The 14,666-nt window shown below is 68.9% G+C and carries 14 protein-coding genes and 2 pseudogenes; 6 read left to right on the forward strand and 10 right to left on the reverse strand.

Features of this window, described 5'->3' with window-relative positions; translation table 11 throughout:
- Positions 1-225, forward strand: a 225-nt coding sequence (locus tag AB0F68_RS33270) for a YcxB family protein (protein WP_357345517.1), incomplete at its 5' end; no start/stop codon positions are given.
- Positions 226-489: 264 nt separating this feature from the next.
- Here the strand turns inward: AB0F68_RS33270 and AB0F68_RS33275 are convergent.
- Together AB0F68_RS33275 and AB0F68_RS33280 are read right to left on the reverse strand one after the other, a co-directional pair.
- The gene (locus AB0F68_RS33275; protein ID WP_357345519.1) at positions 490-861 is read right to left on the reverse strand and encodes a metalloregulator ArsR/SmtB family transcription factor; all 372 of its coding nucleotides are present in this window, start codon (positions 859-861) and stop codon (positions 490-492) included.
- Between the two features lie 276 nt (positions 862-1,137).
- A complete protein-coding gene (locus tag AB0F68_RS33280) occupies positions 1,138-1,893 on the reverse strand; it encodes a PIG-L deacetylase family protein (RefSeq protein WP_357345521.1) in 756 nt (251 codons plus the stop codon).
- 85 nt (positions 1,894-1,978) lie between these two features.
- On the opposite strand from AB0F68_RS33280, the gene AB0F68_RS33285 reads away from it, so the two are divergent.
- A complete protein-coding gene (locus AB0F68_RS33285; RefSeq protein ID WP_357345523.1) occupies positions 1,979-2,878 on the forward strand; it encodes an alpha/beta hydrolase in 900 nt (299 codons plus the stop codon).
- A 206-nt stretch (positions 2,879-3,084) separates the two neighbouring features.
- Entirely contained in the window at positions 3,085-3,708 is a 624-nt protein-coding gene (locus tag AB0F68_RS33290) for a dihydrofolate reductase family protein (RefSeq protein ID WP_357345525.1), read from the forward strand.
- Between the two features lie 314 nt (positions 3,709-4,022).
- On the opposite strand, the gene AB0F68_RS33295 is transcribed toward AB0F68_RS33290, so the two are convergent.
- From AB0F68_RS33295 to AB0F68_RS33305, 3 genes are all read right to left on the reverse strand, one after another.
- On the reverse strand, positions 4,023-4,211 hold the full coding sequence (locus AB0F68_RS33295; protein ID WP_357345528.1) for a hypothetical protein: 189 nt from the start codon (positions 4,209-4,211) through the stop codon (positions 4,023-4,025).
- 288 nt (positions 4,212-4,499) lie between these two features.
- Complete coding sequence (locus tag AB0F68_RS33300) at positions 4,500-4,673, reverse strand: hypothetical protein (RefSeq protein WP_357345530.1); 174 nt, start codon at positions 4,671-4,673, stop codon at positions 4,500-4,502.
- Positions 4,670-5,260, reverse strand: a complete 591-nt coding sequence (locus AB0F68_RS33305; protein ID WP_357345532.1) for a DUF5994 family protein — start codon at positions 5,258-5,260, stop codon at positions 4,670-4,672. Before AB0F68_RS33305 ends, AB0F68_RS33300 begins: the two co-directional genes overlap by 4 nt.
- Positions 5,261-5,984: 724 nt before the next feature.
- Between AB0F68_RS33305 and AB0F68_RS33310 the strand changes: the two genes are divergently transcribed.
- Both AB0F68_RS33310 and AB0F68_RS33315 read left to right on the forward strand, forming a co-directional pair.
- Positions 5,985-6,293 (forward strand): helix-turn-helix domain-containing protein, encoded by a 309-nt coding sequence (locus tag AB0F68_RS33310; protein WP_357345534.1) that lies wholly within the window; start codon positions 5,985-5,987, stop codon positions 6,291-6,293.
- A 210-nt stretch (positions 6,294-6,503) separates the two neighbouring features.
- Positions 6,504-7,442, forward strand: a complete 939-nt coding sequence (locus AB0F68_RS33315) for an SDR family NAD(P)-dependent oxidoreductase (protein ID WP_357345536.1) — start codon at positions 6,504-6,506, stop codon at positions 7,440-7,442.
- A 12-nt stretch (positions 7,443-7,454) separates the two neighbouring features.
- Here AB0F68_RS33315 and AB0F68_RS33320 read toward each other — a convergent pair whose 3' ends face one another.
- Entirely contained in the window at positions 7,455-7,748 is a 294-nt protein-coding gene (locus tag AB0F68_RS33320; protein WP_357345538.1) for a hypothetical protein, read from the reverse strand.
- A gap of 97 nt (positions 7,749-7,845) precedes the next feature.
- A pseudogene (locus AB0F68_RS33325) lies at positions 7,846-9,060 on the reverse strand (IS3 family transposase).
- Positions 9,061-9,095: 35 nt separating this feature from the next.
- On the opposite strand from AB0F68_RS33325, the gene AB0F68_RS33330 reads away from it, so the two are divergent.
- Positions 9,096-10,306 (forward strand): IS3 family transposase gene (locus AB0F68_RS33330; protein WP_357345540.1). Its coding sequence is split into 2 segments (ribosomal slippage): positions 9,096-9,396 and positions 9,396-10,306, totalling 1,212 coding nucleotides; the frame shifts between segments, so codons are not numbered across the junction.
- 437 nt (positions 10,307-10,743) lie between these two features.
- On the opposite strand, the gene AB0F68_RS33335 is transcribed toward AB0F68_RS33330, so the two are convergent.
- The 3 genes and pseudogenes from AB0F68_RS33335 to AB0F68_RS33345 form a co-directional block, all read right to left on the reverse strand.
- Complete coding sequence (locus tag AB0F68_RS33335; protein ID WP_357345542.1) at positions 10,744-11,952, reverse strand: low temperature requirement protein A; 1,209 nt, start codon at positions 11,950-11,952, stop codon at positions 10,744-10,746.
- Positions 11,953-12,111: 159 nt separating this feature from the next.
- Positions 12,112-13,569, reverse strand: coding sequence for a low temperature requirement protein A (locus AB0F68_RS33340; RefSeq protein WP_357345581.1), 1,458 nt, complete (start codon positions 13,567-13,569; stop codon positions 12,112-12,114).
- Positions 13,541-13,891, reverse strand: a pseudogene (locus tag AB0F68_RS33345) (low temperature requirement protein A); the annotation flags it as partial. The gene AB0F68_RS33340 and the pseudogene AB0F68_RS33345, both read right to left, overlap by 29 nt.
- Positions 13,892-14,666: the final 775 nt, after the last annotated feature.

The following is a 14,666-nucleotide window of genomic DNA, read 5'->3' on the forward strand; positions in this document are numbered from 1 at the left end:
GGCGCCTACGACATCACCGACGACAACATCATGATGCGCAGCGGCTCGGAGTCCGGCGGCATCGCCTGGGACGGGGTCGCCCAGGTGAGGGACACGCCGGAGTTCTGGATCGTGTACGTCGGCCGGATGCCGGCGACCGTGATCCCACGTCGCCTGATGTCCGCCGAGGACGCCGAGACGTTGCGAGCCTTCATGGCCAAACGTGGGCTGCTGCAGCTGCGGTGAACCATGTGCCGCCAACCGATAGCTGCCACCAGAACTTCATCAGGTAGCGGCACTCTCGCTGCAACCGGTCATAGGCGAGTCGATCATGAATCACGCGCTGCGCCATGCTCCGTTGGGCAGAGGCCGGCGACTGCCCGTGCCGGCCGGGCGTGCCCGTTGGCATGGCAACCGAGAGTCAATGGCGGTCGGCTCCTGGACGTGGCCGGCCCGCAGGCCGGAAGCACAGCAACGGACCCGACCGGCGTCGGCCGTCGAGGGTGCCGCTCAGCGGGCCTTCTTCGTCGCCCGCTTGCGGGGCGGCGTCAACGAGTCGGCGACCGCGGCGATCGCGGACGGAACGAGGCGGTAGTACGCCCAGACGCCCCGCTTGTCGCGCTCGAGCAGGCCGGCCTCGGTGAGGATCCGAAGGTGATGACTGACGGTCGGCTGGGAGAGACCAAGCGGCGCGGTGAGGTCACTCACGGACGCCTCGCCCTCCGGAGCGGACTGGATCAGACTGAGCAGTCGCAGCCGGGCCGGGTCGGCGAACGCCCTAAGCACTCCCGCAAGCCGTTCAGCGTCGGCACGCTTGATCGGTTCGCCGGCCAGCGGCGAGATGGCAGCTGTAGCAGTTTTCGCAGTTCCCACATCCTCCATCGTTCCACCAACAACATCCCTAGGCCGGTGGAACGAGGACGATGACCGCGGATGCCTGCGCATCTGCTCGCCGACCTACGTCCATGGCGCCGGCGGGCGCTGCACTGACCGCTCCTGCCCTCGACGCCGAAGCGGCTGGCCTGCTTGCGGGAGGTTGTCCATCAGCTCTGGCCCGGAAAGCCGGGACAATTCTGCACCTCGGTGGTGGCCATCGGCGCGCCGCCGGACTGGCTCCCCACCGCGCGCCACGCTGGCCGGAGTGAATTCTGGCAGGGCTCAGAGCCAGGGTGGGGGGCCCTCGGGGGTGAGGGTGTGAACGTCGAACAGTACCGCCGCCTCCACGCCCAGCGCCGGCCCGCCGTGGCGGGCCGCCCAGGTCAGGAACGGCCCGGGTTCAGGTCCGGCCACACCCAGGCCCTTGGTGTACTCGGCGTGCGCGGCCAGCGAGGCGATGCCGCGCCGCAACGGTTCACCGGTGACATCCACGCCGTGTGTGGGGCGGTCGGCGCCGGCAAAGCAGACGTAGCGCACACCACCCCAGGGTGGCAGCCCTTCGTCCACGAGTTCCGGGAAAACCCACCGGTTGCCGGCGTCGCGGGCGGCGTCGAGCGTCGCCAGTCCCACTGCCCGGTGGTCGGCCTGGTTGGTCATACCGCCCACCATGCGGACGGTGAACGCGCCCGAGACGATGACGTCGGGGCGGTGGCGGCGGATCGCCCGCACAATGTCGCGGCGCAGGTCCAGACCGTATTCGACGACGCCGTCACGGTGGTCGAGGAACTCCACGACGTTCACGCCGACCTCCCGGGCCCCGGCGCGCTCCTCCTGCTCGCGCAACGGCCCGGCCTGCTCCGGGTGCATCGCGTCGATTCCCGCCTCGCCCCGGGTGGCCAGCAGATAGGTGACCTGCTTGCGCTGCGCGGTCCAGCGGGCGATCGCCGAGGCGGCGCCGTACTCGATGTCGTCAGGGTGTGCGGCCACCGCAAGACAGCGGTCCCAGTCCTCCGGCAGTGCCGGTAGAAGGTTGTCCACGGTCCAGACCGTAGCGGCCTCTTCGCCTATCCGGCACCGCCGTGTCGGCAACACTGACATCCCCGGGTCGAGCGATACTGACCGGGTGGACTCCGTTCGGCTCCACCCGCAGGCGCGGGCGGCGATGCGAGTCCAGCAGCGTGTCCCCCTCACCCGGGCGAACCTGCCGGCGGCACGGCTCAGCATGGTCCAGGCGACTCCCGCCGAGGTGGGCAGCGGACCGGCGATCCGGTCCGTGGTGGCCGTCGACGCCGGCGGCGTGCCCGCCCGCCTCTACCGCGACGGCGATGACGACGCACTGCCGGTGGTCCTCTACGCGCACGGCGGAGGCTGGGTGATGGGCAGCGTGAACACGCACGACGGGCTGTGCCGGCACCTGGCGGCCGCGTCCGGCTGGGCGGTTCTTTCCGTGGACTACCGGCTCGCCCCCGAGCATCCGTACCCGGCCCCGGTGGAGGACATGCTGCGCGCGCTCACCTGGCTGCGCGGACCCGGGGCGGCGAGGCACGGGCTCGACCCGGGCCGGATAGCGGTGGCCGGTGACTCCTCGGGAGGGCACCTTGCGGCGGTGACCGCCCGGCGCGACCGGGATGCGGGGACCCGTCTCGCGGGTCAGCTCCTCATCTGCCCGGTCATCGACCCCGCGGCGGACTATCCGGCGCTGGACGAGTACGGCCTGGACCGGGAGGAGATGCGGTTCTTCTGGGACGCGTTCGCCCCGCCGGGCGTGGACCGTACGCAGCCGGATCTGGACCTCCTGCGGGCCGACCTCACCGGCCTGCCGCCCGCCCTGGTCATCACCGCCGAGCTCGACCTGTTGTCCGCCGAGGGCGAACGGTATGCCGCCGGGCTGCTGGCGGCCGGCGTTCCCGTCACCGCAGTCCGGTACCAAGGGCTCATCCACAACTTCCCGCGGAAGCTCGCCTTGTTCGACGCCGCCCATGTCGCTCTGGCCCAGCTGACCGCTGTGCTGCACCGTTGGTGAAAGGCCCGTACGGGCCGAGAACGATCTCCGGCAGGCTGAAGCGGCAACCAGGGTATTCCCGGCCCAGTCGCTGGTCAGCCGAGCGGTATGGCGCCGAGAATGCACAGCCCAAGCTCGACCCAACCCACGCCCGACAAAGCGGACCGATGAGCCCAGCGCCGACGGGCAGTCTCTGCTAGGTCCGATGTCTCGTCACAGGAGGAATCATGAGCACCACGGAACGGCGAGGCCCGGTGAAGGCCGCCATCACCGTGTCACTGGACGGCTACGTCACCGGTCCCGACGATCGTGAGGGCCAGGGGCTCGGCATCGGCGGCGAGCGGCTCCACTACTGGGTGATGGGCGGGCCGTGGACCTACGAGACCGAGCGCGAACCCGGCGCCGGCATGACCGACGAGGACCGTGCGTACTTCGACGCGCTGCTCGAGGGGACGAGCGCCGGCCTGTGCGGCCGGGGCATGTACGACAGCGCCGGGGCCTGGGGTGGCCGGAATCCGTTCGGAGGCACGATGGTCGTGCTCACCCACCGCACCGCGGACCAGCCCGACCCGAGCACCGGTTTCCTCATGGTCGACGGGTTCGAGGAGGCGCTGGCGGCGGCCCGGCGGGCGGCCGGCGACAGCGGCGTGGCCATTGGCGGGGGCGCTGACATCATCCGGCAGGCCCTCAGGGCGGGGGTGGTCGACGAGCTCGGCATCACCACCGCTCCGGTCATCCTGGGCCGGGGAAAGCGGCTCTTCGAGGGCTTCGACCACGATATAGACCTCAACATCCTTTCGGTCCACCACGCGCCGTACGCCGTTCATGTGCGGTACGCCGTCGCACGCTGATCCCGTCGTGCGGGGGAGCCCACCCCTGGGGCACGCAGTGGTCGACGAACCGCTCGGCGGCAGGCAGAGCCAGCGTGAACGCGCCTTCGTCAGCACCCGCGGTGAGCAGGTCGGCGTTCACCCTGGGATGTGCCCTCGCGGCCTTGGCGAGGACGGCCAGAATTTAGTCTTCACGCGTCGCCGGCAGGGGCATACTTCATGCGGCAACCGGACTGACGGTGCTGCTCAGGATTTACCCATGGCGAGCCGGGATCGGGGGAGCGGGGCGACGCGCGGTCCGAGGAACCGGCGGCTTCGACATTTCGCGGCCCGGCCTACGGACGATCAACGATGGACAGGCGTAGGCCGGTCTCTGTCTCCTCGATGAGCACGCGTTCGCCGTGGCTGTGGTCTGGCAGCATCGCGTCGTACAGTTCTTCGTTGCTGATCTCTACAGTGCCACCGGCCCGGCCGATGAGGACGTTGAGTACGGCGCGCAGGTTGACGTCGCTGAGATACCGCATGGGGGGTCTCCGTAGGTACTGCTGCTCGAGCGATGGCGACGAATGGTGCGGGTTAATGCGCCGGGCGTGGACCCGGGTCAACGCTGCGGCGAACAAGGACACCCGCGTGCTGCCTTTCCGTCTGCCTGAGGTCGTGACAGGCCGGGTCGTGCCGGTAGGAGCCGGTCAGGCTGGGCGACGATCAACCCCCGCGCGACGAGCCCTCGCCCGGGAGGCCGGTCACCTGTTTTCACGGGCCGTGGTGGCGCGGCGACGTCCGCCAGGCCACCGGTCCCAGCAGGGCCACTCTCACCGAGCTGTCGAATCGCCGAGGTCGGCGGGGTCGAGACGCAGGGTCGCGAGCAGCCCGGTGTGCCGAGTGGTGTCGACCTCCTCCGGCAGCTCCCGCTCGACCCAGTCGGCCCTGGTGTGCTGGCCGCGCCGACGCAGCGCTGAGACGATCGTGTGCCGGGCGATTGTCATGATCTGCTCCTCGGTGGCGATGGTGGGAAGACTGTGGTCCTTCGCTGCCTCGGCGCAGGTGCTGTCGGCGCGGACGCCGGTTCCGTTGGCGCGGAGCGTCCGGCCGGTCCAGCGTCGGCTATGCGGGAAGCGACCGCGGCAGGCCCGCCGGGGGCGGTGCGGAGACGGCCGCCACCCCCTCCCAGGTGCGCCTGCCCACGCTGTCGGCCGTCGCCCCGGACATCGTGCGCGGGGACGGTGCGCAGCTGCGGAGTATGGACCATGTTGCCGGTGGTGGCGGCGCGCGCTATCGCCGCCTCGGCCAAGTCGACCGGGGTGTCCGGCGGGACGGCCAGCAGGTCGACCCGATCTTCTCTGAGGCAGATGGCGGTCAGCAGGCTGGCGGGCTGACCGGTGAAGTAGCCCAACCGCAGCACCCTGCCGCCGATGGTCGGGCAGGGTGGATTGCCGTCCCAGATCTCGGGTTTGAGAAGCAGCCGGACGGGCCCGTGCAGCGGGTCGATGGCGAGGACGAGGCCGGGGTGCTCCGACGGCGGGAGGTTGGTCGGCCGGGCCGCTGCGGATCGGGTGCGTTCGGGTACGAACACGGCATCCTCTTGGGCCGAGCCGGCGTGGCGGGCACCTCAGGAGTGGGATGTCGTCGATTCCCGGTTGGCCCCAGCCTACGCCTGTCCGGGAAAGTCAGATCGGTGACGCCGCAATAGGGGTCCGGGCTCACCCCGAACGGTCCGTGGGCGGCGCTCGCCCGACGACTGAGTGAAGCGGCCCGCGGGGTAGCCGACGACCGAGCACGGCGGGGCTGAGAGGAACCGGCTAATGCCCTGACCGCATACGTTCGCCGGGTCGGTCAGGCCGCCGCGGTGAGTACTGCTCACCCAGACCAGGTTGCTGGCAGACATGTGCAGGTCGTCCTGGATCGGCGGCAGCGCCGAGATGGTCGACGACACGTTGACAAAGGTCATCATCACGCCCAGGCAGACCACGACGAGGGCGGACCATCCTGCCGTGCCTCGGTCGCGGCCGCCGGGCGGGACACTGCGGCGGTGCTAGGCCGGCTAGTGGAAACCATAGCCAGGACCCCAGCACTCCTGGCTATGCAAAAGCCTAGCCAGATGGGTGTGGTCGCCATGACACAGCCAGCCGGGCCGGCCGGGCCCGACTCCGACGCCGTAATCACCTTGACCGGCCGCTTCGCTGATCGCGACGCGTGGCAGGGCGAGGGCTGGTGCCGCATCGAGCACGCGCTGGAGCTGATCGGCACCCGGTCGGCGCTTCGACGAACTGGCCCGTCGTACCGGCCTGACCGAGGCGGTGGCCGCCAAACGGCTCAAGCAACTGGTCGCCGACGGTCTGCTGCAGCGACGGCCCTACCAGGACCCGGGCAAGCGGACCAGGTACGAGTACGTCCTCACCGAACTGGGCCGAGAGCTCTTCCCCGTGCTCGTCGCCCTGATTCAGTGGGGGGAGCGGCTCGGCCGGGAGGGCGGCGTCGAACTCGTGCACGTCGGCTGCGGCAGTCCGCTCGGCGTCGTGGTGGAGTGTGCGAAGGGGCACGAGGTGGCCCTACCCGACACGGCCGCCTGGCTGGTGAGGGACGGAAACGGCACCGACCACCCGTAACTGGACCGGCACACCTCTCGCCGACGATCTCTAGAGCGGGAGCGGTTCGGCCAGGTGCTCGGCGGAGATCGCGCACTCGGCGTTAGGCGCGCACACGGTGGTCACAGGAAAAGACTGTAACCATGCCAGGCAGCCTGTGTTGGCCGCTGAGCAGGCCTCCGCAGGATCGTTTTGGAGGACGCAACGACGACAACCGAAGGAATCCCGATCATGACCTCCCCACGCATCACCACGCCGTTCAACGCCCGATCCTCCGCCGCTGACGTGGTGGCGGGCGTCGACCTCACCGGTCAGCGTGCCATCGTCACCGGCGCCTCGTCGGGCATCGGCGTCGAGACAGCCCGGGCGCTCGCCGCCGCGGGCGCAGAGGTGACCCTGGCGGTGCGGGACGTGGCGGCCGGCGAGCGGACGGCGCGGGACATCCGCGCCACCACGGCGGACCGGCTGGTCCGGGTCGCCCCGCTCGACCTCTCCGACCAGGCGTCGGTGGCCGCCTTCGTCACCGCCTGGGAAGGCCCCCTGCACATCCTGGTCAACAACGCCGGGGTGTCGGCGACCCCTGAGATGCGGACCCGGGAGGGCTGGGAGCTGCAGCTCGCCACCAACTACCTCGGCCACTTCGCGCTCACCACCGGACTGCACCGGGCGCTCACAGCGGCCGGCCGAGCGCGGGTAGTGACGCTCAGCTCCATCGCCCACGTCCAGGCGCCGATCGTCTTCGAGGACGTCAACTTCCGCGAACGCCCCTACGACCGGATGCTCGCCTACGGCGAGTCGAAGACGGCCACCGCGCTGTTCGCGGTCGAGGCGAACCGGCGCTGGGCCGGCGACGGGATCACCGTCAACGCGGCCAACCCGGGCGCGGTCGCCACCAACCTGGGGCGCCACCTCACCGAGGAGGACTACGCGCAGCTCCCGGCGTTCGACTTCAAGACCCCGGAGCAGGGGGCCGCCACCTCGGTGCTGCTCGCGACCTGGCCGGACCTGGACGAGATCGGGGGCCGGTACTTCGAGGACTGCAACGAGGCCGCGCGGTACAGCCCCGAGACACCGCTGCAAGGCGTCGCCGACCACGCCATCGACCCGGCGGCAGCCGAGCGGCTGTGGCAGGTCTCGCTCGACATGCTCGCTGACGCACGACGGGCCTGACCGTTACTGCGTTCAATCAGCCGAGTTCGTCCGGTCGTGGGCAGGCCAGATCTGGATGAGCCATTCCTCCACGCCGGGGTGGCTTTCAGACTTGCCGTGCAGGGTGGCGGCATGGTCGCGGTCGCGGCGGTGAGCCCTAATCTCCAAGGTTCCCGGGCCGGGCAGAACTATCTCCTCGCCGGCGAACATCGCCATGACCGACATGAACTGCAGGCGGCCGTTATGGCTGTCAAGGTCGGACTCCTCCAGGCTGTCCCAAATGCCCGGGTCGGGAGGGGGCTTGCTTGCCCACAGTTCAAGCCGCACCGGGGGATAAAAGTTGCTGCTAGTGCCGTGACCACAAACGTTCGCCGGGTCGGTTGCCGGAGAAGTTTGAGGTTCCCCCCGGGATGTGGACACCGGGTTATGCCGCGATCTGGTGCAGCGTAGTCGGTTGAAGGGTCTGTTCGTAATCGGCGGGGCTGAGATAGCCCAGCGCGGAGTGGCGGCGCCGGTGGTTGTAGAAGGCGATCCACCGGAACACGTCGCGGCGGGCGTCAGCCTCGGATGCCCAGCGGCGGTGGTCGACGTCGAGTTCACGCTTCAGGCTGGCGAAGAACGCCTCGGCCAGGGCGTTGTCATACGACGAGCCGATCCGCCCCATCGAGCGGCGGATGCCGTGGCGGCGGCAGGCGTCGGCGAAGTCGCCGCTGCTGTATTGGGCGAGTTCAATCGGAGTGGAAGATCACGCCGTCGGCCCGGCCGCCACGGGCGACAACCGCGGCGTGCAGGGCGTCGACGACCAGTTCGGCGCGCATGTGGGTGTTGATCGACCAGCCGATCAGCCGACGGGTGGTGATGTCGATGACCGTGGCCAGATACAACCAGCCGCCGCCGACGCGCAGGTAGGTGATGTCGCCGCACCACCGCCGATCCGGTGCCGTGGCGGTGAAGTTGCGGCCGATCAGGTCCGGCGCCGGCGGGACGGCCGAATCCGCAATGGTGGTGCGTTTGCGGCGGCGTAGGTGCCGGCCCACGACGTCCCGCCGCCGCATGATCCGCTCCACCCGCTTGCGGTTGACCTGGACACCCCGAGCATGCAGCTCGACGGTCACCCGCGGCGACCCATAGGCGCCGCCGGAGTCTGCGTGAACTCTGGCGATCTGCTCGGCGAGAGCATCCTCGGCGGCGGCGCGAGCCTGTCGGGCCGGCTCACTGGTGGCCCACCGGTAGAACCCGGAGCGAGACACCGCCAGGACCCGGCACAGCCGCTTAACGCCATAGACGGCCCGGTGGGTGGAGATGAACCGGAAGCGGCTGGTCACCGATCCATCTCCTTCGCGAAATAGGCGGCTGCCTTCCGCAGAATCTCCTTCTCCTGCCGCAGCTCAGCAACCTCACGCCGCAGGCGGGCGATCTCGGCGTCCTTGTCCGCCACCGACAACCCGTCCCCACCCGAGGCGGTCGCAGCGGCCCCGATCTGGCGTTCGGCGGCGCGGACCCAGGTCCGCAGCGTCTCGTGGCTCATCCCGAGCTCACGCGCCACCTGGTTGATCGGCCGCCCCGACGAACGGACCAGGTCGACCGCGTCACGCCGGAAGGGCGTTGCCCCCTGGTCCTGGACACTTGAACCTTGGATCGTGATGGTCCGGGGAGATCAGGAGTCCCTGACAGATGGTGAACAAGCACTACCCCGCGGAGTTCAAGGCCGACGCGGTCGCGTTGTACCGGTCTCGGCCGGGGGCGACGATCGCGCAGATCGCTGACGATCTCGGTGTCAACCGGGAGACGTTGCGTAGCTGGGTCCGCGCCGATGATCGACGCAGGGGCGCAACGGCCGGGTCGGCGGCCTCCGTGGCGGGCTCGCGGGCGTCCGGTTCGGTGGAGGACGAGAACGCGCAGTTGCGGCGCAGGGTCCGGGAGTTGGAAGAGGAGCGGGACATTCTGCGGAAGGCGGCCCGGTATTTCGCCGGGGAGACGCGCTGGTGAACCGCTTCCAGTTCGTCGCCGACCATCAGCAGCGCTATGGCGTGAAGCGGTTGTGTCAGATCATCGGGTTGTCCCGGTCGAGCTACTACTACTGGCGGTCCACGGCGTCGGCCAGGGCGGCACGAGAGGCCACGGATGTCGCTCTCGCGGGCCGGATCCGGGCGGTGCACGCCGAGTACGACGGCACCTACGGGGCACCGAGGATCACTGCTGAGCTGCACGATGCCGGACTGCGGGTCAACCGGAAGCGGGTCGCGCGGGTGATGCGCCGCTTCGGCGTGCAGGGTCTACGACTACGCCGCCGCGTCCGCACGACGGTGCCGGACCCGGCCGCGGCGAAGGCCCCGGACCTGATCGGCCGTGGCTTCACCGCCCCGGAGCCGAATCAGCGCTACGTCGGTGACATCACTTACCTGCCGGTCGGTGACCGCGGCTTCCTCTACCTGGCCACCGTCATCGACCTGCACTCCCGCCGCCTCGCGGGCTGGGCGATCGCCGACCACATGCGCACTGACCTGGTCATCGACGCCCTCCACGCCGCAAAGCGCACCCGGGGCGGCCTGCACGGGGCGATCATGCACACCGACCACGGAGCCCAATACACATCGATGGCCTTCGCCGCAGCCTGCCAGGCCGCCGGCATTCGACAGTCGATGAGCGCGGTCGGTAGCTCCGCCGACAACGCCGCCGCCGAATCATTCAACGCCACCTTCAAACGCGAAACCCTCCAAGGCCGCCGCGCCTTCACCGACGAACGCGAAGCACGGCTCACCGCGTTCCGCTGGCTGCACCGCTACAACACCGTCCGGCGCCACTCCCAGCTCCGACAGCAATCCCCGATCACCTACGAGAGAAAAGCCCGACCGGCACCGGCTACGCTGGCCCCCGCCGCATAAACCCCGTGTCCAGGATCAGGGGTCAAGCCCCGAACTCTTCCGTGTATTTCGATGGACGCCCCAACGGGGACACCCCTTCCTCTGGACCAGCGTCCCGGAGTGGCTGCCATCGGAGAGCCGCTCGGTTGGCCCCTGGTCCTCGGTGGACTGGCAGCACTTCTTGGGGCTGGTTGAGTGGTTACGGCCCTGCTGCTGCGCCGACGACAGCGCTCAGGTCAGCAGTCGCTCACGCTGGCGTCGAGTCAGCCCGGGGCACACAGGGGGCACAAGACACCGCCAAACGTCGTCAAGCAACGACCATCCATGGCAGCCTGAGAAGCCGTGCCAGCAGGTGCCGGGCACCGTTCACGCTGGGGGCGGGACAGCGGCTCTGAGTTCCGCTTCAACTACACGTCGAGCAGCCTTGGAGGTGGCCTTCGTTCTCGCAGCGCGTCAGTTCACGGTCGGTAGGAAGCCATTCGGCCGGGTGCGGCTGGTTTGGGTACCCGAGGGAACAGCCGCCATGAGATCACGTTGGAGACGGCGACTCCGGTGAGTACGGCGGTGGCCGCGACGGCGACCAGGACCGGGGGGAGCGGGAGCGTCACCAGTGCCAGTATGGCCAGCGTTAGCAGTCCGATCGGTCGAGACCAGGAGACGTGGCTGAAGGTCACGTAGTCGAGCAGGGCCCGCCCAAGCAGGAATACCGCAGGACCGCCGAAGATGACCAAGATCCAGGGTCGATCGGTGTGGCCGAGCGGGTGCGAGATGATCAGTTCGTCGCCGACGGCGCTGAGGCCGACGCCGGCGACCATGATGAGGTGCGCGTACGACGCCAGTCTGCCGACGTATGCCGGCGACTGTGCCGAGGCGATGGCGACCGCAAGCAATTCACCGGCCCGGTAGAAGTAGATCTGCCACAGCAGAACGGTGATGGCGAATGACACCAGCAGCGCCGCGGCTCGATCCCGCTCAAGGCCGTATGGGCTGATCTGGATGCCGGAGATCAGAATCGTCTCGCCCAACGCGATGATGAGGAGCTGCCGGTAGCGCTCCGTGAGATGGTCTTCCTGGATCGGATGGGCTCGAAACCCGGCCCGGCCGAGTCGCGGCGTGGGGTAGTCGAAGACGCCAGCGATGTAGTCCATGCCGACGGCAACGCTCCACAAGGCCACGCGGGCTCCGCCCACTGTGAAGGCGCCAGCGATCCACGGGACCGCAGAGATGAGGGCCCAGAAGAGGTTCCGGACGCTGACCAGGCGAACCACCTTGTTTGTGCCGATCAGAATGATCCAAAGCGGGCGCGCTATCTGGATCGCGACGTAGACCCCCGCGAAGAGCAAACCACTGTCGCCGTAGGCCCCGGGCACTGCGATGGCCATCAGCAGGCTGCCGAGCGTGGTGCCGATGACCAATACCTGGATCGCTGGCCGAGACGAGTCGTACCTGTTGGTGGCCCACACCAGCCGGTACCAGACCCACCACAGCGCCAGCGTCAGCACAAACGTGCCGTAGGTGCCTCGCCAAGTGAGGTCCGAGACCATCCGGTCGGACAGCCGAGTGAACGCGAACACGAAAACAACGTCGAACAGCAGCTCCACAAAGCCGGCCCGCTGGGACTGCCTGTACGTCCCCGGCTGCTCACCCGCCCCGCTCTCCACGGCCATGGGAGTGACGCTACTTTTGATCGCTTAGGCGGGTTGCCGAATGCGTGCCCGCTGCGGGGTCGACAACGAGGACCAGGCCCACGGGCCGAAGGCCGCGGCCGGCATCGGCTGACGAGGCTGCCACCGGCCGACGCAGGGCACGAGTAGCCACGCGAGTAGTCAAGGCGGTGCATCCGACGGACCGGGCCGTACGTTGGCCGACCCGGCGAGCAGCGCCACCCAACGCTGGCCGGGCACCGCCCGCTCCTGGCAGTGTGGGGCACACAGGGGGCACAAGATACTGTCGAACGTCGTCAACAAGCCACCAACGCCGGCAGCCCGAGACGCCGTGTGAGCAGGCGTCGCCGGCCGTTCACGCTGGTGGCGAGATAGCGGCTCTATGTTCCGCTTCAACGTCTGAACCCGTCTCACGGTTGTGCGTTCCCGTCCTCGTTCGGTGGTGGTGTTACCGCTTCGAGGGGTCGGGTAGACGGGGTTGACCCCCAGGAGGACCGCGCCGAGGCCGAACCTTGGCAGCGGGTGAGGGAGGTGCAGGGATGACTCATCGCATCCAGGAGGAAAGATGAGCACACAGGGCTGCATCGAGACAGCAGGCACCTGATCTGGCGGTCGGGGTGCGGGAAGCGTCCGAGTACGCGCCGATGGTGAGGGGCGAACAGCGCCCAGTGCAGGCGCCTGGAACGGAGACCAAGCCGTCGCTGCGGACCACCGAGTTTTGGGTCTACATCGCGGCAGTAATCGCTGTCCTGGCCGTGTCGCAGTTGGCCGGCAAGAACTCGGTGGGCGTGGACATCTTCCGCGCCAAGTGAACGAAGGAGAGCGATGGTGGTCCGGGAAGAGCAGGATGAGTTCCTCCAGCACGTTCAGCCCGACGACCACCGCGAGCAGGGTCGTCAGGGCGGCCAAGGCTGGCATCAGGGGCGCTAGCGGCAGCAGAACCAGACAGAGGGCGCCGGCGCTGATCCGCCGCCAAGCGATCTCCCGCTCGATCCGCCAGTGGGTGTACGCGAACGTGGTGAGGAAGAGGGCGGCGCCGCCGAACAGCAGGGCAGCCGCGCCGGGCCGGAACGGCTCGACCGGTGCCATCACCACCTCGGCCAGGCCGACGGCGACCATGATGATCCCGAAGCTGAACGGCACATGCCCGTAGACCATGACCGACCTGCGGAGGTCTGCCTGCTCCGCGGTCCGCTCCACCGCTTGCCGGAAGGCCCGCACGCCGTAGATGAAATACGCCCACCAGAGCGTGCAGACCAGGGTGTACCCGATGCCGATGGCGCGCATCCGGGCGGGGGTCAGGGGCTGGTCGACGGCCACGATCCCGACCTCGATTACCGACTCGCCGAGCACGAGGATGATCAGTAGTCCGTAGCGGTGCGTGTAGTGCAACGGCCGGACACTGACCGTGGCCAGCGGCCGGCGTGTGACCCAGGCGCCTACCACATCGGTGAGGACCGCGAGCGACCAGAGCACCATCCGGGTTGTGCCGGGCAGCATGCCGCCCGCCAGTTGCAGCGGCCCGGCCACCAGGCCCGAGCCGTAGGAGCGAAGGACGGGCGAACGCCAGCCCAGACTGTGGCACGGCCAGAGCTGCCAGCACGACCCGCATCGCCACATAGACGCCGGCGAACAGCAGGCTCCGATCACCGTAGGCGTCGGGAATCATCAGGGCCAGCAGCAGGCTGCCGAGCCCGAGGGCGAAGATCCCCGCCCGGTCCACCGGGTTGCTGACGTTCCGTTGGTCGGTGTAGATCGCGGCGCCCGCCCACGCCCAGTAGATTGTGACGAACAGAAGGAGCACCCGACCGACGCCCGCCCAACTGTCGTCGGCGTGCAGCATCCCGGAGAACTGGGTGAGCGCGGCCACGAAGGCCAGGTCGAAGAAGAGTTCTTCCCAGGTAACCCCCTTCTCCGGAGGGGGCGCGGGTCGCACCACCACACCATATCGAGGCGCCAGCCGGGCAGATTCCGGTTCGGGACAAGCGGCCCACGGCTACGGCCTGCCCGGTGGCCAGGCGTGAGAGACAACCCACGGCGGACCCGCCCCAGAGGCACTGTCATCGGTCGTTGACATCAACGGTGACGACCGAGACCGGACGATTGGGTGTGGTTGCGGTCCCTGGCCCGAACCCGGTGGACGTCAACGGACAACACGACTGTCGCTGAAAGCGCCTACAAGCGAGGGGTCGCAGGTTTGAACGTGCCAAGCCCACCACCTACCACCAGCGAAAACCGCCCCAATGAGATCATTTCCCGGGGCGGTGACGGCAATAGCGGTTTACGAGAGTTGTCCGTCGAGCTTCCCGAGCGCCTGCCGCATGACATCAAGGTTGGCGTGCGAGTAGATCTTGAGAGTGATCTTCACGTCGGCGTGCCGGGCGATGGCCTGGACGACGTGCGGCGGGACGCCCAGCTGATCAGCAGGGACACGACCGTGTGCCGTAGGTCGTGCAGCCGGACGTCCGGGCAGCCGGCCGCGTGCCGAAGCGCCGCGAAGTGACGGTTCAGGTTGCGCGGCTCCTTCGGGGTGCCGACCTCGGAGGGAAGACCGGGCCGAGGTCCTGCCACACTTCCGCCAGTCGCGCACGTTACTTGCGCTGCCGTTCCTGGTGGTCGAGCAGTCTTTCCGAGCCCGGTACGCGTCGTCGCAGTGGTCGGGGCGGCTTGCGGTTATCTCCGGCGGCCCAGTAGCTCCGATGGCGACGATCAGGTCT

Origin of the sequence: Micromonospora sp. NPDC023966, assembly GCF_040639095.1 — a bacterium.
Taxonomy (GTDB): Bacteria; Actinomycetota; Actinomycetes; order Mycobacteriales; family Micromonosporaceae; genus Micromonospora.